This is a genomic window from Paenibacillus sp. YAF4_2 (assembly GCF_052113225.1).
In the GTDB taxonomy this organism is placed as follows: Bacteria; Bacillota; Bacilli; order Paenibacillales; family Paenibacillaceae; genus Pristimantibacillus.
Genome location: NZ_JBFRCT010000018.1, coordinates 37,304 through 61,015, shown reverse-complemented (window position 1 = coordinate 61,015; position 23,712 = coordinate 37,304). Strand labels below are relative to the sequence as shown.

At 46.9% G+C, this 23,712-nt stretch carries 26 protein-coding genes, 2 tRNA genes, 1 rRNA gene and 1 pseudogene; 22 read left to right on the top strand and 8 right to left on the bottom strand.

Going from position 1 to position 23,712, the window contains the following annotated elements; all coding sequences use genetic code 11:
- Positions 1–19: 19 nt before the first annotated feature.
- The 14 genes from rrf (at position 20) to AB4Y93_RS28045 (ending at position 11,150) form a co-directional block, all read left to right on the top strand.
- Positions 20–136: ribosomal RNA gene (rrf, locus tag AB4Y93_RS28110) — 5S ribosomal RNA — on the top strand.
- 125 nt (positions 137–261) lie between these two features.
- The gene (locus AB4Y93_RS28105) at positions 262–1,446 is read left to right on the top strand and encodes a GNAT family N-acetyltransferase (protein WP_441896996.1); all 1,185 of its coding nucleotides are present in this window, start codon (positions 262–264) and stop codon (positions 1,444–1,446) included.
- 166 nt (positions 1,447–1,612) lie between these two features.
- Positions 1,613–3,070 carry an IMP dehydrogenase gene (guaB, locus tag AB4Y93_RS28100; RefSeq protein ID WP_441896995.1) on the top strand — a complete coding sequence of 486 codons (1,458 nt, stop codon included), beginning with the start codon at positions 1,613–1,615 and terminating at the stop codon, positions 3,068–3,070.
- 280 nt (positions 3,071–3,350) lie between these two features.
- Positions 3,351–4,637 carry a D-alanyl-D-alanine carboxypeptidase family protein gene (locus tag AB4Y93_RS28095; RefSeq protein ID WP_441896993.1) on the top strand — a complete coding sequence of 429 codons (1,287 nt, stop codon included), beginning with the start codon at positions 3,351–3,353 and terminating at the stop codon, positions 4,635–4,637.
- Between the two features lie 175 nt (positions 4,638–4,812).
- Positions 4,813–5,694, top strand: coding sequence for a pyridoxal 5'-phosphate synthase lyase subunit PdxS (gene pdxS, locus AB4Y93_RS28090; protein ID WP_167282933.1), 882 nt, complete (start codon positions 4,813–4,815; stop codon positions 5,692–5,694).
- 31 nt (positions 5,695–5,725) lie between these two features.
- Complete coding sequence (gene pdxT / locus AB4Y93_RS28085) at positions 5,726–6,313, top strand: pyridoxal 5'-phosphate synthase glutaminase subunit PdxT (protein ID WP_167282935.1); 588 nt, start codon at positions 5,726–5,728, stop codon at positions 6,311–6,313.
- Positions 6,314–6,349: 36 nt separating this feature from the next.
- Positions 6,350–7,633, top strand: a complete 1,284-nt coding sequence (gene serS, locus AB4Y93_RS28080) for a serine--tRNA ligase (RefSeq protein ID WP_441896991.1) — start codon at positions 6,350–6,352, stop codon at positions 7,631–7,633.
- 80 nt (positions 7,634–7,713) lie between these two features.
- Positions 7,714–7,802: transfer RNA gene (locus tag AB4Y93_RS28075), tRNA-Ser, on the top strand.
- A gap of 243 nt (positions 7,803–8,045) precedes the next feature.
- Complete coding sequence (locus AB4Y93_RS28070) at positions 8,046–8,390, top strand: hypothetical protein (RefSeq protein WP_441896989.1); 345 nt, start codon at positions 8,046–8,048, stop codon at positions 8,388–8,390.
- A gap of 12 nt (positions 8,391–8,402) precedes the next feature.
- Complete coding sequence (locus AB4Y93_RS28065; RefSeq protein ID WP_167282941.1) at positions 8,403–8,585, top strand: hypothetical protein; 183 nt, start codon at positions 8,403–8,405, stop codon at positions 8,583–8,585.
- A 25-nt stretch (positions 8,586–8,610) separates the two neighbouring features.
- Positions 8,611–8,760, top strand: coding sequence for a small acid-soluble spore protein P (locus tag AB4Y93_RS28060; protein ID WP_441896987.1), 150 nt, complete (start codon positions 8,611–8,613; stop codon positions 8,758–8,760).
- A gap of 120 nt (positions 8,761–8,880) precedes the next feature.
- Positions 8,881–9,939, top strand: a complete 1,059-nt coding sequence (locus tag AB4Y93_RS28055; RefSeq protein ID WP_441896985.1) for a hypothetical protein — start codon at positions 8,881–8,883, stop codon at positions 9,937–9,939.
- A gap of 21 nt (positions 9,940–9,960) precedes the next feature.
- Positions 9,961–10,686, top strand: a complete 726-nt coding sequence (locus tag AB4Y93_RS28050) for a DsbA family oxidoreductase (protein WP_441896983.1) — start codon at positions 9,961–9,963, stop codon at positions 10,684–10,686.
- A gap of 38 nt (positions 10,687–10,724) precedes the next feature.
- On the top strand, positions 10,725–11,150 hold the full coding sequence (locus tag AB4Y93_RS28045) for a NucA/NucB deoxyribonuclease domain-containing protein (RefSeq protein WP_441896981.1): 426 nt from the start codon (positions 10,725–10,727) through the stop codon (positions 11,148–11,150).
- Positions 11,151–11,206: 56 nt separating this feature from the next.
- Here the strand turns inward: AB4Y93_RS28045 and AB4Y93_RS28040 are convergent, their stop codons facing one another.
- Positions 11,207–12,529 carry a nucleotide sugar dehydrogenase gene (locus AB4Y93_RS28040; RefSeq protein ID WP_441896979.1) on the bottom strand — a complete coding sequence of 441 codons (1,323 nt, stop codon included), beginning with the start codon at positions 12,527–12,529 and terminating at the stop codon, positions 11,207–11,209.
- Positions 12,530–12,653: 124 nt separating this feature from the next.
- Here AB4Y93_RS28040 and AB4Y93_RS28035 point away from each other — a divergent pair, with 124 nt between their 5' ends.
- The 3 genes from AB4Y93_RS28035 to AB4Y93_RS28025 all read left to right on the top strand — a co-directional run bounded on the left by AB4Y93_RS28035 (position 12,654) and on the right by AB4Y93_RS28025 (position 14,945).
- Positions 12,654–13,418 (top strand): glycosyltransferase family 2 protein, encoded by a 765-nt coding sequence (locus tag AB4Y93_RS28035; RefSeq protein ID WP_441896977.1) that lies wholly within the window; start codon positions 12,654–12,656, stop codon positions 13,416–13,418.
- A gap of 95 nt (positions 13,419–13,513) precedes the next feature.
- Complete coding sequence (locus AB4Y93_RS28030) at positions 13,514–14,290, top strand: methionine ABC transporter ATP-binding protein (protein ID WP_441896975.1); 777 nt, start codon at positions 13,514–13,516, stop codon at positions 14,288–14,290.
- Positions 14,283–14,945, top strand: coding sequence for a methionine ABC transporter permease (locus AB4Y93_RS28025; RefSeq protein ID WP_441896974.1), 663 nt, complete (start codon positions 14,283–14,285; stop codon positions 14,943–14,945). The genes AB4Y93_RS28030 and AB4Y93_RS28025 overlap by 8 nt, the downstream gene beginning before the upstream one ends.
- On the opposite strand, the gene AB4Y93_RS28020 is transcribed toward AB4Y93_RS28025, so the two are convergent.
- From AB4Y93_RS28020 to AB4Y93_RS28010, 3 genes and pseudogenes are all read right to left on the bottom strand, one after another.
- The gene (locus tag AB4Y93_RS28020; RefSeq protein ID WP_441896972.1) at positions 14,946–15,464 is read right to left on the bottom strand and encodes a DinB family protein; all 519 of its coding nucleotides are present in this window, start codon (positions 15,462–15,464) and stop codon (positions 14,946–14,948) included.
- Positions 15,465–15,840: 376 nt separating this feature from the next.
- Positions 15,841–16,107 (bottom strand): hypothetical protein, encoded by a 267-nt coding sequence (locus AB4Y93_RS28015; protein WP_441896970.1) that lies wholly within the window; start codon positions 16,105–16,107, stop codon positions 15,841–15,843.
- A 79-nt stretch (positions 16,108–16,186) separates the two neighbouring features.
- Positions 16,187–16,339: pseudogene (locus AB4Y93_RS28010) on the bottom strand (arsenate reductase/protein-tyrosine-phosphatase family protein); the annotation flags it as partial.
- 146 nt (positions 16,340–16,485) lie between these two features.
- On the opposite strand from AB4Y93_RS28010, the gene AB4Y93_RS28005 reads away from it, so the two are divergent.
- Positions 16,486–17,217, top strand: coding sequence for an MBL fold metallo-hydrolase (locus AB4Y93_RS28005; RefSeq protein WP_441896968.1), 732 nt, complete (start codon positions 16,486–16,488; stop codon positions 17,215–17,217).
- A 111-nt stretch (positions 17,218–17,328) separates the two neighbouring features.
- Here AB4Y93_RS28005 and AB4Y93_RS28000 read toward each other — a convergent pair.
- Positions 17,329–17,406 (bottom strand) — tRNA-Arg (locus AB4Y93_RS28000).
- A 284-nt stretch (positions 17,407–17,690) separates the two neighbouring features.
- Between AB4Y93_RS28000 and AB4Y93_RS27995 the strand changes: the two genes are divergently transcribed.
- On the top strand, positions 17,691–17,882 hold the full coding sequence (locus AB4Y93_RS27995) for a Spo0E family sporulation regulatory protein-aspartic acid phosphatase (RefSeq protein ID WP_441896967.1): 192 nt from the start codon (positions 17,691–17,693) through the stop codon (positions 17,880–17,882).
- Here the strand turns inward: AB4Y93_RS27995 and tadA are convergent, their stop codons facing one another.
- Positions 17,883–18,353 (bottom strand): tRNA adenosine(34) deaminase TadA, encoded by a 471-nt coding sequence (gene tadA / locus AB4Y93_RS27990; RefSeq protein ID WP_441896965.1) that lies wholly within the window; start codon positions 18,351–18,353, stop codon positions 17,883–17,885. It abuts the gene before it with no gap.
- 213 nt (positions 18,354–18,566) lie between these two features.
- Here tadA and AB4Y93_RS27985 point away from each other — a divergent pair, with 213 nt between their 5' ends.
- From AB4Y93_RS27985 to rluF, 3 genes are read left to right on the top strand one after another with little or no spacing between them, the layout of a single operon-like run.
- Positions 18,567–20,435: an ATP-binding protein gene (locus tag AB4Y93_RS27985; RefSeq protein ID WP_441896963.1), complete on the top strand. Its 1,869-nt coding sequence runs from the start codon at positions 18,567–18,569 to the stop codon at positions 20,433–20,435.
- A 17-nt stretch (positions 20,436–20,452) separates the two neighbouring features.
- Complete coding sequence (locus AB4Y93_RS27980) at positions 20,453–21,199, top strand: NAD(P)H-binding protein (RefSeq protein ID WP_441896961.1); 747 nt, start codon at positions 20,453–20,455, stop codon at positions 21,197–21,199.
- Positions 21,200–21,205: 6 nt separating this feature from the next.
- The gene (gene rluF, locus AB4Y93_RS27975) at positions 21,206–21,907 is read left to right on the top strand and encodes a 23S rRNA pseudouridine(2604) synthase RluF (protein ID WP_441896960.1); all 702 of its coding nucleotides are present in this window, start codon (positions 21,206–21,208) and stop codon (positions 21,905–21,907) included.
- Positions 21,908–21,964: 57 nt separating this feature from the next.
- On the opposite strand, the gene motB is transcribed toward rluF, so the two are convergent.
- Both motB and motA read right to left on the bottom strand, forming a co-directional pair.
- Positions 21,965–22,786, bottom strand: coding sequence for a flagellar motor protein MotB (motB, locus tag AB4Y93_RS27970; protein ID WP_441897000.1), 822 nt, complete (start codon positions 22,784–22,786; stop codon positions 21,965–21,967).
- Positions 22,770–23,567 (bottom strand): flagellar motor stator protein MotA, encoded by a 798-nt coding sequence (gene motA, locus AB4Y93_RS27965; protein WP_441896998.1) that lies wholly within the window; start codon positions 23,565–23,567, stop codon positions 22,770–22,772. The genes motB and motA overlap by 17 nt, the downstream gene beginning before the upstream one ends.
- Between the last annotated feature and the right edge of the window lie 145 nt (positions 23,568–23,712).

The following is a 23,712-nucleotide window of genomic DNA, read 5'->3' as shown; positions in this document are numbered from 1 at the left end:
GAATAAGCTAACGCTTACGTTTGGTGGCGATGGCGGAGGGGAACCACGCGTTCCCATACCGAACACGACCGTTAAGCCCTCCAGCGCCAATGGTACTTGGACCGCAGGGTCCTGGGAGAGTAGGACGTCGCCAAGCAATAAAGAGCCTGTCGCATTTATGCGGCAGGCTTTTTGTTTTTTTCTTTTTTCTTTCATTGCTCAATCTTCGTTAGCTGTGCCATAATGTGTATATTTACAGACCAATTCGAGAGGAGCACGGTGATGACGAAAGAGATACGCTTGCTTACGATGGATCAGTATGAGGATATGATGGAACTGAGTCAATTTGCTTTTCAGTATGAGGTTCCGCCTGCTAAGCATGCAGAGGCAAGGGATCGTTTTGAGCATGAGGAAGCAGAACGTTGGGGCATTTACATGGATGGTAAGCTTGCTGCGCAGCTTGGACTGCTTGATTTTCATACCTATATTGGGGGTAAGCGTTTTGCGATGAGCGGTGTGGCTGGTGTGTCTACATGGCCTGAGTTCAGACGTCAGGGACTGGTCGCGGATCTTCTCCATCATTCTCTTGTGCAGATGAAGGAGAAGGGGCAAATGTTATCTTTTCTCCATCCTTTTTCGGTAGGCTTTTATCGCAAGTTTGGATGGGAGCTCTATACAGATCTGAAGACTTATAAAATAGATACAGGCTTAATGCCTCCTAGAACATCTTATAACGGAACGATTAAAAGAGTTGCAGTCGATTATGAATTATTGAATCCGATCTATCAGGTTTATGCAAAAAGAATTAATGGTGCCCTCGATCGGTCTGAGGCATGGTGGAATTACCGAATTAAGTCGAGTAAGAAGGGACAAACTGTCGTTTACTTCGATACAGCAGGTGTGCCGCAAGGTTATGTCATTTATGTGGTGAAGAATAGGGAGCTGCTCGTACATGAGTTTATTGATCTGACGGAAGAAGCACGTCTTGCTTTGTGGACTTTCCTCTCCCAGCATGATTCGATGATTGATCAGTTGGAAATAAAGGTAGCTGCTGATGATGGACAAGCTTATTTGCTTGCTAATCCAAGAATCAAGCAGGAGATCATGCCTTACTTTATGGCGCGAATCGTAGATGCGGAAGCTTTCCTTAGAGAATATCCATTTGAAGCAAGTGGAGAAGAAACCTCCATCGTGCTTGATATTCAGGATGAGCATGCGCCGTGGAATGAAGGGATTTATCAGGTTTCGATTGATTCAGATGGGAAGGCGCATGTACAACGCTTATCGGGAGAGAATAATCAGGAAACGATTCAGACAGGAATTGGAGCATTAGCTGCCATGCTGACAAGTTATAAGCGTCCGACAGAGCTGCTTCGTTATGGACAAATTCATGGCCACCGCCATTTTGTAGAGCAATTGGAGAGACGAATTCCGGTTCGTACGACGTTTCTACCTGACTTTTTCTAGAGCATATATTGTCGGATTACCTATTGCTGGTTATTAAAAGGCTTACTTTCCTTCTTAAGGGAACCGTTCCACCTATAAACCTAACATCCTTGACAGCCCCTACCCCCTCTGATAATATTGCAATAATATGCGTGAGAGGTATCAAAATTAAGGGAGGAACTTACTCGTGTGGGAAACGAAATTCGCCAAAGAAGGCCTGACATTCGATGATGTACTGCTCGTACCGCGGAAATCAGTTGTATTGCCTCGTGAATCGGACGTATCTACAAAACTTAGCGAAGGCATCAAATTAAATATTCCGCTGCTAAGCGCAGGAATGGACACTGTTACGGAGTCGGCTTTGGCGATTGCTATAGCTCGTGAGGGCGGTGTCGGCATTATTCATAAAAATATGTCGGTAGCGCAACAAGCAGAAGAAGTTGATCGTGTTAAACGTTCCGAGAGCGGCGTTATTACTAATCCATTCTCGTTGACGCCTGACCATCATGTATATGATGCGGAAGAGCTGATGGGCAAATACCGTATTTCCGGTGTGCCGATCGTTGACAGCGAACAAAAACTGGTTGGTATTTTGACAAACCGTGACCTACGCTTTGTTCATGATTATTCGATAAAAATCAATGAAGTGATGACTCGTACGGATCTTGTAACGGCACCTGTCGGAACGACTTTGCAAGAAGCAGAAGGTCTTCTTCAAAAGCATAAGATCGAGAAGCTTCCACTCGTTGATGAAAATAACATCCTTAAAGGTCTTATTACCATTAAAGATATTGAAAAAGCAATTCAATTCCCTAATGCGGCGAAAGACAAGCATGGTCGTCTGCTTTGTGGAGCTGCAGTAGGTATCGGCAAAGACACAGCTGATCGTGCAGATGCACTCGTACAAGCGGGTATCGACGTACTGGTCGTTGACTCGGCGCATGGTCATCATATTAATATTCTTGATGCGGTTCGCAAGTTGCGTGCTAAGTATCCGGATCTTACGATTATCGCGGGTAACGTGGCAACAGGTGAAGCAACTCGTGATTTGATTGAAGCAGGAGCATCCGTTGTTAAAGTCGGTATCGGTCCTGGTTCGATCTGTACGACACGTGTTATCGCTGGTATTGGTGTACCACAAATTACGGCTATCTACGATTGTGCTACTGTAGCTCGTGAGTACAATGTACCGGTTATTGCAGACGGTGGCATTAAGTATTCCGGCGACATTACGAAAGCAATCGCTGCAGGAGCAAGCGCGATTATGATCGGCAGCTTGTTCGCTGGTACAGCTGAAAGCCCAGGTGAAACAGAAATCTTCCAAGGCCGTAGCTTTAAAGTATACCGTGGTATGGGCTCGCTTGGCGCTATGAAAGAGGGCAGTAAAGACCGTTACTTCCAAGAGAACGAAAGCAAGCTTGTTCCAGAAGGTATCGAAGGACGTGTTCCTTTCAAAGGTCCTCTTGCTGACACGGTTCATCAGCTGCTTGGTGGTCTGCGTTCGGGTATGGGTTATTGCGGTACAAAAAATCTTGATGAACTGCGTAATGATACGCAATTTATCCGGATTACAGGCTCTGGTCTTCGTGAGAGCCATCCGCATGATGTTCAAATTACGAAAGAAGCTCCAAACTACTCGCTGTAATGACCCGTTTAACGGGAAACGGCAGGCAAGAGACCAAAGTCTCTTGCCTGTTTTTTTTATCGAAGGTATCGATGGATGTCTTCTAAATAGATAAGAATTTTCTAATTTCGACTATAAATGCTGCTTAGTTATTCGCTTAAAACGTTGATCTGTCGCCAGAGATGGCAAAGCCGACTCTATTTGTACCAGAATGTAGATTCACCCTGCATCGGTTTAACTCTACCTCCCCCTGTGTTACAATGAAATTCAAATGACTTAGGGATGAAAAGGGGAGAAAACGTTGAAAGTATTGCCGGTAAGACTACGGTCGGTAGTAGTAGCTTTTGGAGCAGTTTTGGTAGCATTATCGTTAGGAACGTCCTCGGTAAATGCAGCGGGTACGCCGGGCGGCGAATGGGTGGAAAACTCCCTTGGCCTTGAGTTAAGTTCAGGCATCTTGATCGACGCAGACACAGGCCAGGTTGTATATGAAGTTAATGCGGACGAGCCTCGTCCACCTGCAAGTATGACAAAATTGATGACTGAGTATATTGTTCTGGAACAAATTAAGAATAAGTCACTTTCGTGGGATGAAATGATCACCGTTAGTGAAGAAGCAGCAAGTACGCCAAAAGACGGCTCGCAGGTATATCTTGCACAAGGTGAGCAATATAAGGTGAAAGATCTTTATATGGCTATGGCAGTAGGCTCAGCGAACGATGCTACGATTGCCTTGGCTTCCGCAATTGGCGGCAGCGAGCAAGGTTTTGTAGAGAAAATGAATGAAATGGCTCAAAAACTCGGACTTACTTCCGCTCATTATACAAGTGCAACAGGTCTGGCTGACACAACAGTGATTTCGGCGAGAGATCAGGCAAAACTGGCTCAAACGATTATCAAGGATGATCCGGAGTTTCTGGAGTATGCTTCTACGACAGAATACCAGTTCCGTCCTCGTGATGATAAACCAATCGTTAATATAAACTGGATGCTTGCTTCTAACAAGAGCAACACTTATCTGAAAGCTTTTGCTTATGACGGCGTTGATGGTATGAAAACAGGCTATATTAAGGCTGCTGGCTATACGTTTACAGGAACAGTTAAACGCGGTGACCAGCGTTATATCAGTGTAGTTATGAATACAAAGTCGAAAGAAGCACGTTTTAACGAGACGGCGAAGATGTACAACTACGCTTTCAACTCTCTGGAGAAGAAAACAATTATTGCAGCGAAATCTGTGGTAGAAAAAGCAGAATCGGTTAAGATTAAAAAAGGTGTAAAAAAATCGGTTCCGGTTATTACAGAATCGGACATTTCGCTTATTGTGAAAAAAGGAACTGAGCCAAAGATCGAGCTTGCTGGCTTTGAACTTAAGAAACCGGAAGAGCTTGTTGCTCCAATTAAAGCCGGTCAAGTTGTAGGTACTGCAACGTACAAATATACCGATGACCAGGGCAAAGCACTCGAGAAAACAGTCAATTTGATCGCCAGCAAAGATGTGAAGAAGGCAGGCTGGTTTAGCCTGATGTTCCGCGGAATCGGTGGCTTCTTCTCTGGTTTGTTTAACGGTATTGTTGATTTGTTCTAAACTCGCATCAGACTTGCTCTAATCTGTGGAACAGGCGGTAAATCAAGGGTTGTCGATTAATGGCCCATCCTGTAAAATTAATGGTTAGAGTAAGCGGCTATGCTTCAACTAAATAAGCGATTAAGCGCAAATACCCCATAGAGGGCTGCGCTCCATTTTAAGGAGGATTTCTAGCATGGAAACAGGAACTTCGCGCGTAAAACGTGGTATGGCAGAAATGCAAAAGGGCGGCGTAATCATGGACGTTATGAACGCCGAGCAAGCTAAAATTGCGGAAGCAGCAGGTGCTACGGCAGTAATGGCACTGGAACGTGTACCTTCCGACATTCGTGCAGCAGGCGGGGTTGCCCGTATGGCTGACCCTACAATCGTAGAACAAGTTATGAAAGTCGTTTCCATTCCGGTTATGGCGAAAGCTCGTATTGGTCATATTGTAGAAGCACGTGTTCTTGAATCGATGGGTGTTGACTACATTGACGAGAGCGAAGTACTGACTCCTGCTGATGAAGTGTTCCATATCAGCAAGAATGATTACACTGTTCCTTTCGTTTGTGGCGCTAAAGACTTGGGAGAAGCTCTTCGTCGTATTCAAGAAGGCGCAGCTATGCTTCGTACTAAAGGCGAGCCAGGAACAGGCAACATCGTTGAAGCTGTTCGTCACCTTCGTCTGATCAATGGCCAAATCCGCAAAGTGCAAAACTTGTCGAAAGATGAGCTGTACCATGAAGCAAAAGTACTCGGCGTTCCTTATGAGCTGCTTCTTCAAGTTGCAGAGAACGGTAAACTTCCAGTTGTTAACTTTGCAGCAGGCGGCGTTGCGACTCCATCTGATGCAGCACTGATGATGGAACTAGGCGCAGACGGTGTATTCGTTGGTTCCGGTATCTTCAAATCGGACAGCCCTGAGAAATTCGCTCGTGCAATCGTAGAAGCAACAACGCATTACAAAGATTACAAGCTGATTGCTGAAGTATCCAAAAACTTGGGTACTCCAATGAAAGGTATTGAAATCTCGAAGCTGAATGCTAGTGAGCGGATGCAAGACCGCGGTCTGTAAGAAGCGGCATATATAGAAAGGCGTGTAGGCGATGAAAATAGGTGTACTTGCGCTTCAAGGCGCAGTAGCAGAGCATATACGCAGTTTGGAGGCGGCGGGCGCGGAAGCGGTCGCCGTTAAACGAATCGAAGAGCTTGAAGAGCTGGACGGTATCGTTATTCCAGGCGGCGAAAGCACAACAATCGGCAAACTGATTCGCAAATATGGTTTCCTTGAGGCTCTCAAAGAGTTCTCCAAGCAAGGTAAGCCACTCTTTGGAACATGTGCGGGTCTTATTGTTTTGGCGAATAAGATTGATGGTCAAGATGATGCGCATTTGCAATTGATGGATATGGTAGTTGCCCGCAATGCGTTTGGCCGTCAGCGCGAAAGCTTCGAGACGGATCTTCCGATCAAAGGAATTGAAGAAGCGATCCGTGCAGTGTTTATCCGTGCTCCCCTCATTAAAGAAGTTGGCAGTAATGTAGAGGTATTGTCCGTGTACAACGATGAGATTGTGGCAGCAAGACAAGGGCATCTGCTCGCTTGTTCCTTCCATCCAGAGCTGACGGATGATTATCGCTTGCATGCGTATTTTGTCGACATGGTGAAAGAAGCGGCTGAATCAATTACGAAGTAATTGTACTTCGGAAGCATAAGAGAGGGGTCTACTTTCGTGTTGGACGTGAAATGGCTACGTAATGAATATGAGCAGGTGGAGAAGGCGCTGATCAATCGCAGAGCCTCGCTCGACCTTATTTCCGCTTTTCCAGAGCTTGACGTGAAACGTCGTGACTTGCTCGTGGAGACGGATACTTTGAAAAACCGCCGTAATACAGTATCGCAGGAAGTTGCGAAGCTGAAGAAATCAGGCGGAGATGCCGAAGCGCTGATCGTAGAGATGCGTGAAGTCGGCGATCGGATCAAAGAGCTTGATGAGGAAATCCGTGTCGTTGAAGCACAAGTGGAAGAGCTTATGCTGTCGGTTCCGAACCTGCCTCATGAAACGGTTCCGGTAGGCGCTTCGGAAGAAGATAATGTCGAGATTCGCCGTCATGGCGAACAGACAGTGCTTGGCTTTGAGCCTAAAGCACACTGGGACCTCGCACAAGAGCTTGGGATCCTCGACTTTGAGCGTGCAGGTAAAGTAACAGGCTCACGCTTTACGTTCTACCGCGGCCTAGGTGCGCGACTGGAGCGTGCTCTGATCAGCTTCATGATGGACTTGCACAGCGACCAGCACGGCTATGAAGAGGTGCTGCCGCCTTATCTCGTTAATCGTGACAGCTTGGTTGGTACAGGTCAGCTGCCGAAATTTGAAGAGGATCTGTTCAAAATCAGCGACTCTGACTATTTCTTGATTCCAACAGCAGAAGTTCCGGTAACGAACCTTTATCGTGAAGAAATTCTGTCTGTGGATGAGCTGCCGAAATATTTCGTAGCTTACAGCTCGTGCTTCCGTTCAGAGGCAGGTGCTGCTGGCCGTGATACACGTGGTCTTATCCGTCAGCATCAGTTCAACAAGGTCGAGCTGATTAAACTGGCGAAACCAGAAGAGTCGTATGATGAGTTGGAGAAAATGACAGCTAATGCAGAGAAAGTACTGCAGCTGCTTGGCCTTCCTTATCGTGTGCTAGCGCTCTGTACAGGCGATATGGGCTTTACAGCGGCTAAAACGTACGACCTTGAAGTATGGCTGCCTAGCGCAGGTACATACCGTGAGATCTCGTCCTGCTCGAACGTAGAGGACTTCCAGGCGCGCCGCGCAGGCATCCGCTTCCGTCGTGATGCGAAGAGCAAGCCTGAGTTTGTGCATACCCTCAATGGCTCGGGGCTGGCTGTAGGCCGTACCTTTGCAGCGATCCTCGAGAACTACCAGCAAGAGGATGGAACCATTATTGTTCCTGAAGTGCTTCGTCCTTACATGGGTGGATTGGACAAAATTAGTCCGCGTGCTTAAATAAATTTGCTACAGGTCAAAAATTCAGTTGCTTCTCGTTTTTGGCCTGTGGTACAATAAGCTTTGTCAGTTCTTAATACGGAGAGGTACCGAAGCGGTCATAACGGGGCAGTCTTGAAAACTGTTAGGGTGCAAGCCCACGTGGGTTCGAGTCCCACCCTCTCCGCCAGTTTTATATTAAGCATACATACTTACGTCCGAGACTTGGTCTCGGGCGTTTTTTGTTATTCTGGGGAAAATAAATTAACTTCTAGTTGTATACCTGTGCACAAACCAATCGAACTCCTTATACACAAAATTGTGAATAAAGTGGGTAATATGTGGATAAGTCTGTGGATAAGTTGGATAGAAAGTTATCGCATAATTCGATTCGCAATTTCGCATCTTATAAGTTGTGGAGGTGCTTTTATAAATGGCTAATGAAGAGCTTCAAATTGATCAAAATCAGCTTGTTGCTGCATGGCAGCGAACCTTGCCTGATTGGATTAAAGATGCGGATAATTGCGAAGTATTCCCCGATGAGGCTGATCCAAAGGCTCTGCGCGTAACGATTAGTACAGCAGGGCATCAATCTTATGCCTTCGACTTCAAGGTTTGTTATGTGGATAGCCGTGAAGTGAAGGTTGAAATTATTGATGTGGATAAAAATAATGTATCAATTGATGAGCGGACAGATCCGATGCAGCAGCTTATTCAGGATTACACCCGTCACCTGCATGAATGTGCGCAAGCACTTCAGCAGCTGACACATGCATAGGAGGAACGATCGATGACGAAAGCAAAAGGATCACTTGATAAAAATTTATCCAATGTGATTGATGATTTGGCGCAAACGCCAGTCAACAGTCATCAAGCGCAGCAATTGCAGCAGGATGTTAATGACAGACGCCATCAGGACGCGTTAAATCATGATCAGCCGACAGATTTGACGCATCAACGCAGCAGCAGCTAACCTTTGTTAAAGGAGGCATACAGCTATGAGTAAACCGGATTCCTATTCTGTCCCTGAAGCACAAGAAAACGGAGGCAGACAGCGTCGAAGCCGCGGTCAACAGCAAGAGCCCCTGTCAGGCTCCAAGAAGGTAAAGCAAAGAAATCATGTATCGCATAATAATCCTGAAGGGTAATGATATAACAATGAAATCCCGTTTCAGCGTGCTGGAACGGGATTTTGTTGCAATTATCTTCTAAATGGGCGGGTGATGTTATAGAATGAGTATATTGTTCAAAAGGGGGACGAACCTGTTATGAAAAGCGTACAACGATTAGTTATGCTTGGACTCATTGCTGTTCTACTAGTTATCGCAGGCTGCAGCTCAGGCAGCACACCGCCGAAGCAAGCACTTCAAGATGCGATGAAAAATATGGTAAATTTAAACAGTTACTCCACGCAAATGTCTCTTGGTATTGATAACCTTGAATTACCTGCAGGAGCTTCGCAAAATGGTATGGATGTAACCTCGGTTGTATTAGGTATGCTGAAGGGCGCAAAGCTGGATATTAAGGCTGTCTATGCAAAAGAGCCTCAGCGTACTGATATGGAGCTGAACCTCCAATTATCTGGGACAACCATTACCATTCCGATGATTCTAACGGCGGAGAAGCTTTATATGAAGCTGCCTGCCTTGCCTATGCTGCAGCTTCCGGAATCAGCAGCGGGTAAATTTATTGAACTGGATCTGAAGACGCTTGCTGAACAGCAGGGCGCTGCTGCTACTGCGCTTGATACGGCTGCCTCACAAAAATTTGCGCAGGAGCTTGGAGCGGTTGTACTTAAGCATTTTGACGAGAAGACATACTTCAGCAATGTGAAAGCTAAGGATGCTAATCTGCCGGAGGATGTTAAGGCGGAGCAAATCATCCGATTTGCCATTGATGAAAGCAATTATAAAGAGTCCGTAGAAACAATCGTAAATGATATGCTTCCGGAATTAATGAAGGTTATTGCTTCGAATGAATCCTATCTGCAGTTGATCCAGAAGTCGAAGGAAGATGTGGAGAAGATGCAGACTGACTGGGAAACGAACAAAGCAGAGGCCATTGATGTCATGAATCAAAATGTGAAAGTAAATGAGCTTTCGATTACCGGGGCGATCAATAAGGATAAACAGCTCACTTATGAAGCGGGAAAAGTGAATGTGGAATATACCGATAAGGCAACAGGTAATGTGTCGAAGGTTAATGTTCATTTTGATATGAAATACGGCGATTTGAACAAGGATCCGAAGTTCCTATATGATGTTCCTACAGATACAGTGAAGTTTGAAGATCTCATGAAGCAAATGCAGCTTCCCTTGGGATTATAAAATAAAAGGATGGTGTGATAAATGAAAGTAGAAGTATGGTCGGATTTTGCATGCCCGTTCTGTTATATCGGCAAACGCCGTTTAGAGGAAGCACTAAGCCAGTTTGAGCATGGCGAGAAGGTCGAAGTGGAATTCCGCAGCTTTGAGCTGGATCCGAATGCAAAGGTCGATATCGGCTATGATGTGTATGACTACTTGTCCACGAAATACGGGATGTCCCGACAGCAGGCAATCTCGAATAACGTGCAACTGACGGAACAGGCGAAAACACTTGGTCTCGATTATCATTTCGATACGATGATTCTGACTAACACCTTCGATGCCCATCAACTAACCCATTTCGCTGCGAAATATGGGAAGCGCGAAGAGATGGCAGAGCGTTTGTTCAAAGCATATTTTACGGATTCGAAGCATCTAGGGCAAAAGGAGACTCTGGCTGATCTAGCGGCCGAGCTTGGCCTTGATCGTGTGGAGGCGTTGAAGGCTCTAGAGGAAGGTGCTTACAAGCAGGAAGTACGCTCTGATGAACAGGAAGCAGGAGAGCTTGGCGTACGTGGCGTACCATTCTTCGTCATTGACCGTAAATATGCGGTTTCTGGTGCACAGCCAAGCGAGGTATTCCTTCAGGCGGTTACAAAGGCATGGGATGAGAGTAAGCCACTTACCGTTATTGGTGGTGAAGGTGAGACGAATGCTGCGGATGAAGCGTGCGCAGACGGCGTGTGCGCTCCTAATTCCAATAACTAACCTAGGTTAAGGTAAAGTGCAGCAGGAGGTCGCTCAGCTTGAAAAAATTACTTGTTATCTTGCTTGCGGCAATTGCCATCTATGTCGTACCTCGATTAGACGGCTGGCAGGAGCAGCATGAAGCAGCGCCTGCATCCGCTAGTGATTATACGTTGGAGTTTCCGGCTGAACGATATCCGGAGACGGCTAAACATATTGAGAAAGCTATGGATGCAGGCGAATCAAAGATCTGTACAATTGACCGGGATCATGCTGATGAGAATCGGAAGGAATCATTGAAGGATATCCCGACCAAGTCCGGTTACGACCGGGACGAATGGCCAATGGCGATGTGCAAAGAAGGCGGAGATGGCGCTGATATTGCATATATCCATCCATCTGATAATCGCGGAGCGGGTGCTTGGGTAAGCAATCAACTGGATACCTTCCCAGATGGAACCCGAGTGGAATTTATAGTGAAGTAATGGAATAGGCCTTTGCATCCCACGATAATCGTGGCTGCAAAGGCCTATTTGTTATTTCATTGTGTCCCGTCCCCAAAGGTGACGAGTTTAGCCTTCATGTCTGCAGGAGCATTAAGTGAAAAGGAATGACGGGTATCGAAAATAAATCTGCTGTGGCTAGCTATGCGATCAACAGGCATAACATCGTGATTTGTACAAATAAGAACACAGTCAGCTTGCTCCAGCCGTTCTTGTGTTAATTCCACACCTTGAAGCCGAGTTCCATCCTCCAGCTTAATTTGAGAGACGAATGGATCATGATAATGCACGATTGCCCCTCGATGAAGCAGGCGGCTAATCAACGGAATGGCAGCAGACTCACGGACGTCTGCAATATTAGGCTTATAGGTTACACCATAGACGAGAATATGGGCGCCTGTAAGCTTTTTCCCATCAAGAAGCTCTTGCTCAATCCGGTCTGCAAGGTAAGTGGGTATTCCTTCATTTACTTGCTGGGAAAGCTCAATGAATCGACTGTTTATACCTGCTTGTGCAGCCTTCCACTGCAGGTACAGCGGATCTACAGGAATACAGTGACCTCCTATTCCTGGACCAGGGTAGAAAGCGTTAAAGCCGTATGGCTTGGTAGAGGCGGCTGCAATGACCTCCCATACATTGATGTTAAGTCTATCGCATAGCTGGGCGAATTCATTGATGAACGAAATATTGATGAACCGATAGCTGTTCTCGAGCAGCTTGGCTGTCTCCGCAGCCTCTGTAGTCGATACGGTGACTACTTGTTCGAACACCTGGGAATAGATCTCATGCAGCTGCTGTGCACAAGCTGGTGTAATACCGCTGATGATTTTGGGAATATCGGAGAAGGCTATACTCCTGTTGCCGGGATCAATTCGCTCTGGGGAATAGCCGATGTACAACTCTTTGCCAACTGCGAGGCCACTTCTTTCAAGCAAGGGCTGTACGACGTCTCTGGTTGTGCCTGGATACGTAGAGCTTTCAATTACGACAAGCTGTCCGGAACGCAACAGTGGTGCCAGCTTGGTGCAGGTATCGGTTAAGAATGATAAGTCAGGGCTGTTGTCGGGCGACAATGGGGTAGGTACGCATATAATAATACTATCGGCGCCGGCTAACGAGGCATAATCCGCCGACACCTGCCAGCGGCCCGATTGGAGCGCTTCAGTTAGATCGGCATCGGATAAGTCTTGAATATAGCTTTTACCATCTTGTAAGGCTGTTATTTTGACTATGTCATAATCGATACCGATCACTTGAAATCCTTTACGAACGAACATCATCGAGAGCGGAAGCCCCACAAATCCCAGACCAATAATCGCGACCTTCTTCAGCGGGACCTGTATCGTTTGGTCATCCTTCATAGATCTATCTATCTCCTTTCGCAAAACCTATCTACTAAAATATTAAAAAGCTGCTTGAATGAGCACGACATAAGCCCTTATGTCATGTCCATTTTCAAGAGAATAATAGGAGGGTGCGAAGGCCATGAGCGCTGCAGACGGAAAAGGCGTTACAATCATCACGGCTACCATGCGGCCGCAATTGATTAATCAACTCTTTCAAAATTATTCCCGGCAGGATTGGGAGAATAAAGAGCTTATTATTATATTGAACAAAGATAGGGCAGGGATGGGGCAATACTTGAATAAAGCCAAGACCACTCCGAATGTTAGAGTGTTCCGGATGCCGGAGAGCTCGAAGCTTGGTGCATGTCTCAATTACGCTGCCTCCTTAGCGAAATACGATTATATAGCCAAGTTTGATGACGATGATTATTATGGGCCGAACTATATTCCCGAGGCGATGACCATGTTCCAGACCAGTAAAGCGGATATTGTTGGGAAGCTAGAGATTTACTACTTTTTCCCTCATCGCTCCACATTATTGCTTAGGAAAAGAAATACGGCGTATTATTCGACATGCAGCAAAGTGGCAGGAGCAACGATTATGTTCCATAAGAGAGTGCTCGAGAAAGTCTCCTTTAATACCAAAGTACGACAAGGTTCGGATGTCCGTTTTATCAAAGGGGCACTGGAGCAGAAATTTCGGGTCTATACGACCTCACCTTATAATTTCACTGCCCTTCGCCGGGCGGACCGCAATTCACATACATGGAAGATCACCGATAATCACCTGCTGAGGTCTAGAAACGCTGTCATTACACGTACTCCCTACTACCGGAAGCATGTGAACCGTACGATGCAGCAGCTTCGAGCTCTTGGACTTCGACGTCCTAGTACTGGCGGCTAGAACGTTCAAGGCTTCCCGAGCAGGGGATCACTTGTCGTCCCTTCCGATGTTTGCTACCATTAGGGCAAATTGTTCACGGAAATAGGAGAACGACCATGATCACTCTCAGAGAAGTCAGTAAGCAATATAAAGTCGGCCGCCAGTGGGTGGATGCGGTTAAACCAACCTCGCTTCACGTTGAGAAAGGGCAGATTCAAGGGATAATAGGCTTTAGCGGAGCGGGGAAATCCACCTTGCTTCGGATGGCGAATCTGCTCGAATTACCAACGGCAGGCGAGGTTTATATCGATGGACAAGAGCTTACGGGACTTAATGCAGGGGAGCTTCGGGAGGCCAGGCGATCGATCGGTATGATCTTTCAGCATTATAATTTGCTTAGCAATGAGACCTGTGCGGCCAATGTCGAGTTTGTGCTGAAAGCAGCGAATGTGCCGTCCAAGCAGCGTAAGAGAAGGGTAGAAGAATGCCTCGGGATTGTGGGGCTTACGGAAAAAGCGCGGCAGTATCCGGCGCAGCTTAGTGGCGGCCAGAAGCAGCGTGTAGCGATCGCCAGGGCGCTGGCAAATAATCCGAAGGTGCTGCTGTGTGATGAGCCAACCTCTGCACTTGACCCGGTAACAACTTTGTCGATTCTGGAGTTCCTGGAGAAAATTAATCGGGAGTATCAAGTTACCATTATGCTGGTGACACATGAGATTCAGGTGGCGAAGCGGTTATGTAGTCAGATTGCGGTAATGGAAGACGGAGTGATTACGGAGCAGCTTGATCGAAGTCGTCCGGACATCGATCCGGTAACACCGCTTGGGAAGTTTTTTTTCGATACTTCAGGTTCTTCCTCTGCCATGTATAAAGGGGGAGAGCAGCATGAATAGTATCTTAGTCTTACAATCAGAGATTGAAAAAGCAATCGAGCAGACCTTAACCATGGTATCCATTTCGGTCGCAGCTGCAATTATCTTTGGCATGCCAATCGGAATTTTGCTGTTCCTAACCGCTCCAGGTAATCTGAAGGGCAATCGCCCCTTATACAGCGCGGTGGGCTATTTGGTGAATCTCGTTCGTTCATTTCCCTTTCTTATTCTGCTAGTCGCATTAATTCCATTCTCGAGAATGATTGTAGGGACAGCGATTGGTCCTTTGGCGGCTTCGGTATCGTTGTCGGTTGCGGCTATTCCGTTCTATGCGAGGTTGGTCGAGCAGAGCTTACGGGATGTTCCCAAGGGAGTCATTGAGGCAGCGGTAGCCTCAGGGGCATCGCTTAAGCATATTGTCTTTGGAGTTCTTTTATCCGAAGCCCGACCGGGATTGGTATCTGGTCTAACAGTAACGATCATCAGCTTTATCTCGTACTCTGCTGCTGCGGGCACTGTAGGAGGCGGGGGGATCGGAGATTTGGCCATTCGGTATGGCTATCAGCGATTCGATACGAAGGTTATGGTTGCCTGTATTGTGATTCTGGTCGTCATGGTTCAGCTTGTCCAATGGGTGGGCAGCTTTGCTGCTGCCCGATTAGATAAGCGCAAATAGTTAAGCGTTCAAATAACGCTCCTGAATAATGGACAAATGATTCCGCTCATGCCCATAGATAATACAGGCTAAAGCACGTACGGTAAGCGGCGATTGATTGGCAATGCCAGACCGGGTAAAGGCTTCTGCAGGCAACTGCTTCAGCAGGAGAATGGTCGCTTGGCGGACCGCATTATAATTTTCGAGAAGATCGGGAACGGAGAGGCCGCGGAATGGATCACCTTCCATATAAGCATCCTGGTCAAAGCCTGGAAGCGGAGTTGAATCGCCCCTTGCAATGCGGAGCAGACGATAGCTTATAATACGCTCCGTGTCGGTTACATGACCTAGCACTTCCTTAATAGACCACTTGCCCTCGGCATAGCGATAGTCGGCATGTTCTGCGGATACCGCAGAGAAAATCTGGTTAGCCTCTGCCTGTTGCTCTTCTAATAGCGTAATCAGGCTTCCTTCTGGAACAAGGCCGATGTAACGCGAGAAAAACTCGTTATATTCGCTTACTTGTGGACGTTCAAACATGGATGGCACCTCCTTAGAATTAATTGGAGTATACCGCCTGTGATATTTCTTTTCAACTAAAAGAAGGAGCCCTGTTAGGGGCCCCTCCTTTGACGGTGTGTTGATTGTTTGAGACTTTACATATCACACTTCAACGTATTGATCACTCGGGCGGAGCTGCTCACGATCCGTTAGGGCGAAACGTGTTAAGCTCGCGTTAGAAGTACTCTGCGGCACAACCCCTCGCTTCCATCGCATTAAGTGGCTAGTTAAGATCCCCCAGTAGTTCTTGCTCCAAATGGGACAATGGAACCACACCTCACTTCACACCGTCACAAGTATTATGGTCGGTTTAAGGGATTGCTATGCATGCCGCGAAAAAATTTTCGTTCATCGCTTAATCCCAATCCCTTAATGCTAATCCACAAACGTAGCAGACACGGTCTGTCTTCCGCACCATATGTTTGCAGCCTGGACATGGTTCGTGGTCTTCTCCACTTGCCGCAGTCTCCTGTTGTGTACCTTTTCCAATTAGATGATTCCGAATATCTTGTACATTCTTCGCAAGGGTTGAGTTATCGATGGCGCTTTGAATGACTTCGTGCAGGACCCAGAATAAGAAAGCACCTACCAAACATACGCCAATAATTACGAATACGATCATTATGTCACCTCGTTATTTTAAGTGCCATCCGGATGTTTTTGAGAATGGACCTGTCCGGGAATAATCCCGTCATATGTGAATCTACCCACCCAATATGTCCTGCAGTAACCTTCATACGGGCATTCTCTTCTGTTCCTGCGGATCTGACTTCGTAGAGGCTGTATTGTTCGAATACTTTCTCCGCAGTAAGACTGCGCCACTTATTCCTGCTGCATACAAAGAGCAGCTTAATAAGATCACTTCCCTCTATACATACTTATATTCCATATTGTTACATGGGGAAATAGGTGCGTCAACGTGCCGAATTGACTCGAATACAAAAAGAGATCTATACTCTACTCGTATGTTTATGATCGATTTGAATGGGAGGCAGTTAAAATGCGAATTGCAGACGGAATTGAAATGTTGGAGCTTAATTTTGGGCCGATGACAATATGTCCGACGATCCTTTGGGACAAGGATGCTTGGGTGTTAATTGATACGGGGATGCCTGGAACTGCACCAGTAATTATAGAGCTTGCCAAGCAAGCAGGTATTGGGGAACAGCCGCTTAGCACCATTATTCTGACGCATCAGGATATTGATCATATCGGGGGGCTCCCGGCGTTTGCGGCAGAAAATCCGGCACCTGTTGTTTATGCCCATGAAGGTGATAAAGCAGTAATCAACGGCAAACAGCCGATGCTGAAGGCAACACCGGAACGTATAGCTGGCTTGCTTCAGACACTTCCGGAATTGGCACGCAGCCAATTCGAAGCGATGTTCCTGCAACCGACTAGTGAGAATGTTAATCGTACTATGGCAGACGGTGAGGAGCTGCCGTTTGGCGGCGGCCTAACGGTTATTCACACGCCTGGCCATACACCGGGGCACGTCAGCCTCTATCATAAGCCGAGCAAGACACTGATTGCAGCGGATGCGATGGTTGTCGAGAACGGGGAACTGAAAGGCCCTAGAGAGGCGGTTACGCCGGATATGGCGTTGGCGCTTCAATCGCTGAAAAAGTTTAGAGACTACGATATCGAGAACATTATTTGCTATCATGGTGGACTGCTTCAAGGGGATGGAAATAAGCATATAGCAGCGTTGACGGAGCAAGTGCTTGGTTAAAGGAATAATAACGGTGTGAAAAGGCGGCCAACTGGCCGTCTTTTTCTAATTTCCATTAATGAATTTAAAAAGAACCACATAACATCATGTGGTTCTTGGAAGGTCATCTTATGGCGCGCCACGGCGGGATTCGAACCCGCGACGCATAGTTTAGGAAACTATCGCTCTATCCTGCTGAGCTACGGGCGCGCAGTATGGTTTATTTTAGCATGGGAGGCTTGGAACATGCAACGCCGTCATTTTGTCTATATTTATGTCAGAAAACTTATCAACAAATATATGAACGAGCATGAAACATCTAGACGACTCACACAAAAGATGGTAATTTAGTACTGTTGGTCTATTTCATGTCGAAACATGCCTAAAAATTGTGTTTTATTGTCGACAGGTTTTTACAAACAGTCAAAAGAAGAAAGCGTATAATAATTTTAATACCACATCCATGAATATAAGGAGCGTGCCCCAAAGCGATTATGGACAAAACAGACCTGCTTATACAATTGCAATCGCTGCGACTGAAGCTTCATGAAGTAGCAGAGGCACGCGGTAGCTTGACCGATCCTGATGTTCTGGCAATCAGTGAAGAAGCTGATCAATTAATCGTTGCTTTGCAATATATGCAGCGCAACGAAGTTGCTTGCTCTTCCCTGCGGAGAAGCGAGTAATTATTTGCGTTTATTTCTCAAATTTCTGAAGAAGTTCGTCAGCAGTGCTGCGCATTCAGCCTGCAGAATACCGCTGGTTACTTCAGTCTCATGATTAAATCGGGGCTCCTGAAGCAAGTTCATTAATGTGCCTGCACAGCCTGCTTTAGGATCCCCCGTTCCGAATACAACCCGTTTTACCCTGGACTGGACAATGGCGCCAGCGCACATTGGACAAGGCTCAAGCGTGACATATAATGTACAATCCAAGAGCCGCCAAGCGCCAAGGCGCTCGCAAGCCTCTCGAATAGCGACCATTTCGGCATGTGCAGTCGGATCATGGTTAATCTCCCGTAAGTTATAGCCCTTTCCGACAACTTCCCCGTCTTTCACTAGGATTGCGCCGATTGGTACTTCGCCTATTTGCTCTGCTTTATTGGCTTCCTCGATGGCGAGCTGCATCCAGGCTTGATCTTCTTGTTCACGAATCATATTTTCCTCCAATTAACGATAAAAATCGAACATTTTCGCATTTATTCATCGAACAGATATTCTGTTGTTAACATGTAGTGGATAAAATTGTGGATAACTTATCAAATGTCCACAAAACTACACACAAACTATTCTAGGGGTATGTGGGTAAGTTGTTGATAATGTTAATAACTTGTGAATAACATCTGCCTTACATAAAGGATGTGTTGAGCCGTGTCATTCAAATTCAAGTTCTCCATCTACATAATTATGATTGTTCTGGCGATGTTCATCCTTATCGTTATTTTGGACCAATATGCCGCTCTTCGCAATATGAATCGAGATATGGAGCGACTTATGCAGCAGGCTTCTACCCAATTATCTGCGTCATTCGAGCAGTATCCGGGCTGGTCAGAGTCACCGGAACTTCGTTCTGACCCGGATTTTGAGCCAAATGTCATGCAGCTGCTATTAAAAAAGCTTTACCCGGATCTGGAGGAAGTAACCGTCTTCCGGCCTGACTCCACAGGTGATTTGTCGGCTCAGCAGGTTGTTTATGGTACCTATAGTATCCGTGAAGCAAATGATAAGTCGTATGCCTTGCGGGCGATGGAGTCCGGCTTTGAGGTGCAGGAAATTAAGCTGGACGGCAAGGAGTATGTGAAAAGCTACTACAGCGACAAGAGCCTTGCCCCATTCGTCATTGGCATCGTCTATGATTGCGAGGAATATAACCAGATCATGAGCATGAAGCGTTGGGATGCGATTACCTATGCAGGGATCATCCTTGTATTCGTGCTGGTCAGCAGTTATTTACTGGCCGGATTTATGCTGCGTCCGCTGAATGCGATCTTATGGAAGGTCAATGAGGTATCGCTTGGCCGCTTCCAGACTGCAATCAAGGTAAGGGGCAAAGATGAATTTGGACTGCTTGCGCTGAAGATTAATGCGATGTCTCAGAATCTTAGCATCTATATGGATAAGCTGCGGCAGGCATTTGAAGATAACCGGCAGATGAAGGAATATTTGCAGTCCTTTATCGACCATACCAGCGATGCCATCCACGTGGTAGATCTGCAAGGCAAGACGATTCAAGTGAATAAGGCCTTCGAGCAGCTGTTTGGGTTTACATCGGAGGAGGTTTTCGGGGAAGAAATTGAACTTATACCCGATACACACAGGGGAGAAATGCGGCTTATTCTTAATTCTTTACAGGAGGGCAAGGTGCTTCCTGCTCAAGAGACTATCCGAATGACCAAAAGTGGTGAGGTCATCCCAGTCAGTGTTACGATATCACCGATAAGGGACACGGAGGGCGTTATTCAGGCTTTTGCAAGTATTACAAGGGATATGAGAAGCCGTAACCGGATGGAGGAGCTGCTGCGTCGTTCAGAGAAGCTGACGACCGTTGGTCAGCTGGCAGCAGGTGTTGCCCATGAGATCCGTAACCCGCTTACGACACTGCGTGGATTCCTACAGATCCAGCAGCATACCGGAAAGATGAATCAGGAGCATACCGGGCTCATGCTGTCGGAACTTGACCGGATTAACTTAATTGTCGGAGAGTTTCTTATTTTGGCGAAGCCGCAGGCGACAAGGTTTGCGACAAAGGACGTCAGGGACGTCTTCCGCAGCGTCTTATCGCTGATCGACAGCGAAGGCCATTTGCATAATGTGATATTCAATACTTCTTTTACAGAAGCAGCCTGCCTTGTCTCTTGTGAAGAGAATCAGCTTAAACAGGTATTTATTAATCTGCTCAAGAATGGGATTGAGGCGATGCCATCGGGAGGAAGAATACACACCCATATCGCCTCGAAGAATGATCAGATTACGATCTCGATAACGGACGAAGGAATTGGAATTCCCGAAGACATGATTCCGAAGATCGGCAATCCCTTCTTCACCGGCAAGGAGAGCGGTACAGGGCTTGGTATGATGATCAGCCAGCGGATTATACATAGCCATCAAGGACTGATGGAGATTAAAAGTCAGGTGAACGTAGGGACGACCATTATTATTACGCTTCCCGCTTTGAAAGAGGACAATGGCAGCGGTATACTAGTTGAAGGATTACTGGGTCAGAACTCGAACGTCGGCTGAGGGGGAATTATCCGTCAATGGACAATAATGAAGGCATGGGCACATACAGCAGCTTAATTGCAGGAGCAACGGGACTTGTTGGATCAGCATTGCTGGAGCAGCTGCTGAATGATCCGGCATGCCATTCCATTACGGTATTAGCCAGACGCCCGCTTGGCCGGGCCCAGATGGAGCCGGCCTTTAGGGCGAAGCTGCGAGTCATTATTGCAGATTTCGACCGAATGTGGGAAGCGCTTGACGATGTGTCGGTGGATGTCGTGTTTTGTACGCTTGGAACGACGATCAGGATAGCAGGCTCGCAGGAGGCCTTCCGCAAGGTGGATTATGACTATCCGCTTGCCTTGGCTGAATGGGCGAAACATACGGGGGCCAAACATTACTTGGTTATTACGTCGATGGGCGCATCATCTTCGTCGTCCTTTTTCTATAATCGGGTAAAAGGAGAACTCGAGGAGCAGCTGGTACAGATTCCGCTGGACTCAGTTCGTATATTTCGGCCTTCTTTATTATTAGGCTCGAGACCGTCGTTCCGCCTGGGAGAAAGAATTGGCGCAGCGGTGTCGAAGGCAGTACAATGGGGAATGGTAGGCTCGCTTCGGCAGTACCGTCCAATTGCAGGAGAGTATGTGGCGAAGGCCATGCGGACAGCAGCGAAGCAAGCAATGATAGAGCAAGCCAAGGAGACGAATACGGAAGGACAGCCTGCTGTCTATACGTATTCCTCTAGTGGCATAGCGGAAATGGCAGCACAGACTACGGGGTGAACATTTGTGCGTATTAATAAGTTTATTAGTGAGACAGGATATTGCTCGCGGCGTGAAGCGGATAAGCTGGTCGACAGCGGACGTGTCACGATCAACGGTGAGAAAGCAGAACTAGGAAGTCAGGCTGAGCTTGGCGATGATGTGCGGATTGACGGCAAACGAATCGGCGAGCATAAGCATCACGTGTATATCGCACTTAACAAGCCAGTTGGCATCACCAGTACGACAGAGCTGCATATTCGCGGCAATATTGTCGATTTTGTTGGCCATCAGGAACGGATCTTCCCAATCGGCAGGCTGGACAAGGATTCAGACGGGCTGATTCTGCTCACGAATGATGGAGACATTGTGAATCCGATTCTTCGTTCGGAAGGCAAGCATGAGAAGGAGTATATCGTAACGGTTGACCGATCGATTACAGCAGAGTTCGTGAACGGAATGTCGAGTGGTGTTCGAATACTTGGAAGCATGACTTTACCTTGCCAAGTAACGAGAGTAACGGACCGCGTCTTCCGGATTATTCTGACCGAAGGCCGCAACCGGCAAATTCGCCGGATGTGTGAAGCATTTGGCTATCATGTACGCAAGCTGCAGCGCGTCCGGGTTATGAATATTCAACTGGGCCAGCTGCCAATCGGCAAATGGCGTGATCTGACGGAAGCAGAGAAAGCAGAGCTGTTCCATACGCTCGATTACAAGCCTTCCTAGGCTGCATATCCCAATAAAATCCCCTGATCGATAACGATCAGGGGATTTTTCTCACTATTATTTAGGTGTAGCTGGGATTTGCTGAGCACTCGTGGCATCGACATATTTCCGGATAATCGATACTTCAACACGGCGGTTTTTGGCACGTCCAGCGGTTGTATCGTTGGATGCCACCGGCCGGTACTCGCCGTATCCAATAGCGCTAAACCGCTCAGGCTTCAACTTGTTATTCTTGAGAAGTACATCCATGAACCGGATCGCTCGTGAAGAGCTGAGATCCCAGTTGGACTTGAAAGATTGTGTCCGAATCGGCTGATTATCAGTATGGCCCGATACAATAATCTCATAGCCGATATAAGGCTCGAGCATCTTGGAGATGGCCGCTGCGAGCTCAATCGAATCCGATCTGAGGGCATCGCTGCCGGATGCAAACAACGCATTATCGCTGATGGTAATCATCAGCTGTGATTGATTCAGCTTTGTCTCCAGATCGGAGGAGAGGCCGTTTTTCTTAATATATTGATCGAGCTGCTTCTTCAGCTTCTCCAGATCTTCCTGCTCTTTCTTCATCAGCTCTTGAAGATTCGATTCGCTGTCATTTTCTTTACTGTCTGTATTGGTCTTCTTCGCGTCATCAATTTTCTGCTGGTTCTGCTCTCCCGACTTAATAATCGCCGGATTGTCTAGAACGCCGGCTCCCGAATTAAAGGCCGCGCTAAAGGCCTCGCTCATTTGCTCGAATTTTCTGGCGTCCGTGGAGCTGGCCGCATACAATACGATAAACAGCGCAAGGAGCAGTGTTAGCAAATCGGCATAGGGGATAAGCCATGACTCGTCAATATGCTCTTCGTGGTCTTCGTGCTTACGCTTTTTCACCAGCGCCAGCCTCCTTCTCCCTCATTGCCGCCCGTTCCGTTGGGGTGAGGAATACAGACAGCTTCTGATTGATCGCAATTGTCGATACGCCGGATTGGATAGACAGCAGACCTTCGACCATCATCAAACGAAGCTGAACTTCTTTCTTGGATAGACGCTTCAATTTGTTCGCAATCGGATGCCAGAGCACATAGCCGGTAAAGATACCAAGCAGAGTTGCAATAAAGGCACCTGCAATGGAATGGGCGAGAGTCTCCATGTCATCCATATGTCCAAGCGCACCAATCAGACCAACTACGGCACCTAGTACACCAAGTGTAGGCGCATACGTACCAGCTTGCGTGAAGATCAATGCGCCAGCTTTATGACGGTCCTCCGTTGCGGAAATATCTTCAAGCAGAACATCGCGGACAAAGTCCTGGTCATTGCCGTCAATAATCATGCGCATGCCATTACGGAGGAAAGTATCCTCAATATCGTCGACCTTTGCTTCCAATGCAAGAAGACCTTCACGGCGTGTAATGGATGCCCATTCCATAAAGTTCTCGATGAGCTGCTCTCGCGGCATCAGCTGTTGCTCTTTAATAACAATTTTGAATAATTTGCCTACCTTGGACAGCTCCGACATCGGGAAGGCAATCATAATAGCGGCTATGGTCCCGAGGACGATAATCATATAAGCGGCGGGATTCAACAGATTGCTTAGAGCGGCGCCTTTCAGCGTCATGCCGACCAGTACCGCAACAAGTCCTAATACTATACCGATAATTGTAGAATTCTTCATCATGCACCCCGTCCAGTACGTTTTCGACAAATCTCTAGTTCTTATATCGACAAGTTATCGTATGGAAATTAGACTTTCAGAAATGATTTAAGAGAGGAGGCGTTAATTTTCGTTAAAATGCGGTAAAATGAATGTATAGCAGATA

Coding starts and splice junctions, on each gene's coding strand:
- AB4Y93_RS28105 (WP_441896996.1), top strand. CDS start 262: ATGACGAAAGAGATACGCTTGCTTACGATGGATCAGTATGAGGATATG.
- pdxS (WP_167282933.1), top strand. CDS start 4,813: ATGGAAACAGGAACTTCGCGCGTAAAACGTGGTATGGCAGAAATGCAA.
- pdxT (WP_167282935.1), top strand. CDS start 5,726: ATGAAAATAGGTGTACTTGCGCTTCAAGGCGCAGTAGCAGAGCATATA.
- AB4Y93_RS28070 (WP_441896989.1), top strand. CDS start 8,046: ATGGCTAATGAAGAGCTTCAAATTGATCAAAATCAGCTTGTTGCTGCA.
- AB4Y93_RS28065 (WP_167282941.1), top strand. CDS start 8,403: ATGACGAAAGCAAAAGGATCACTTGATAAAAATTTATCCAATGTGATT.
- AB4Y93_RS28060 (WP_441896987.1), top strand. CDS start 8,611: ATGAGTAAACCGGATTCCTATTCTGTCCCTGAAGCACAAGAAAACGGA.
- AB4Y93_RS28055 (WP_441896985.1), top strand. CDS start 8,881: ATGAAAAGCGTACAACGATTAGTTATGCTTGGACTCATTGCTGTTCTA.
- AB4Y93_RS28050 (WP_441896983.1), top strand. CDS start 9,961: ATGAAAGTAGAAGTATGGTCGGATTTTGCATGCCCGTTCTGTTATATC.
- AB4Y93_RS28040 (WP_441896979.1), bottom strand. CDS start 12,529: ATGAAGGATGACCAAACGATACAGGTCCCGCTGAAGAAGGTCGCGATT.
- AB4Y93_RS28035 (WP_441896977.1), top strand. CDS start 12,654: ATGAGCGCTGCAGACGGAAAAGGCGTTACAATCATCACGGCTACCATG.
- AB4Y93_RS28030 (WP_441896975.1), top strand. CDS start 13,514: ATGATCACTCTCAGAGAAGTCAGTAAGCAATATAAAGTCGGCCGCCAG.
- AB4Y93_RS28025 (WP_441896974.1), top strand. CDS start 14,283: ATGAATAGTATCTTAGTCTTACAATCAGAGATTGAAAAAGCAATCGAG.
- AB4Y93_RS28020 (WP_441896972.1), bottom strand. CDS start 15,464: ATGTTTGAACGTCCACAAGTAAGCGAATATAACGAGTTTTTCTCGCGT.
- AB4Y93_RS28015 (WP_441896970.1), bottom strand. CDS start 16,107: ATGATCGTATTCGTAATTATTGGCGTATGTTTGGTAGGTGCTTTCTTA.
- AB4Y93_RS28005 (WP_441896968.1), top strand. CDS start 16,486: ATGCGAATTGCAGACGGAATTGAAATGTTGGAGCTTAATTTTGGGCCG.
- AB4Y93_RS27995 (WP_441896967.1), top strand. CDS start 17,691: ATGGACAAAACAGACCTGCTTATACAATTGCAATCGCTGCGACTGAAG.
- tadA (WP_441896965.1), bottom strand. CDS start 18,353: ATGATTCGTGAACAAGAAGATCAAGCCTGGATGCAGCTCGCCATCGAG.
- AB4Y93_RS27980 (WP_441896961.1), top strand. CDS start 20,453: ATGGACAATAATGAAGGCATGGGCACATACAGCAGCTTAATTGCAGGA.
- motA (WP_441896998.1), bottom strand. CDS start 23,567: ATGAAGAATTCTACAATTATCGGTATAGTATTAGGACTTGTTGCGGTA.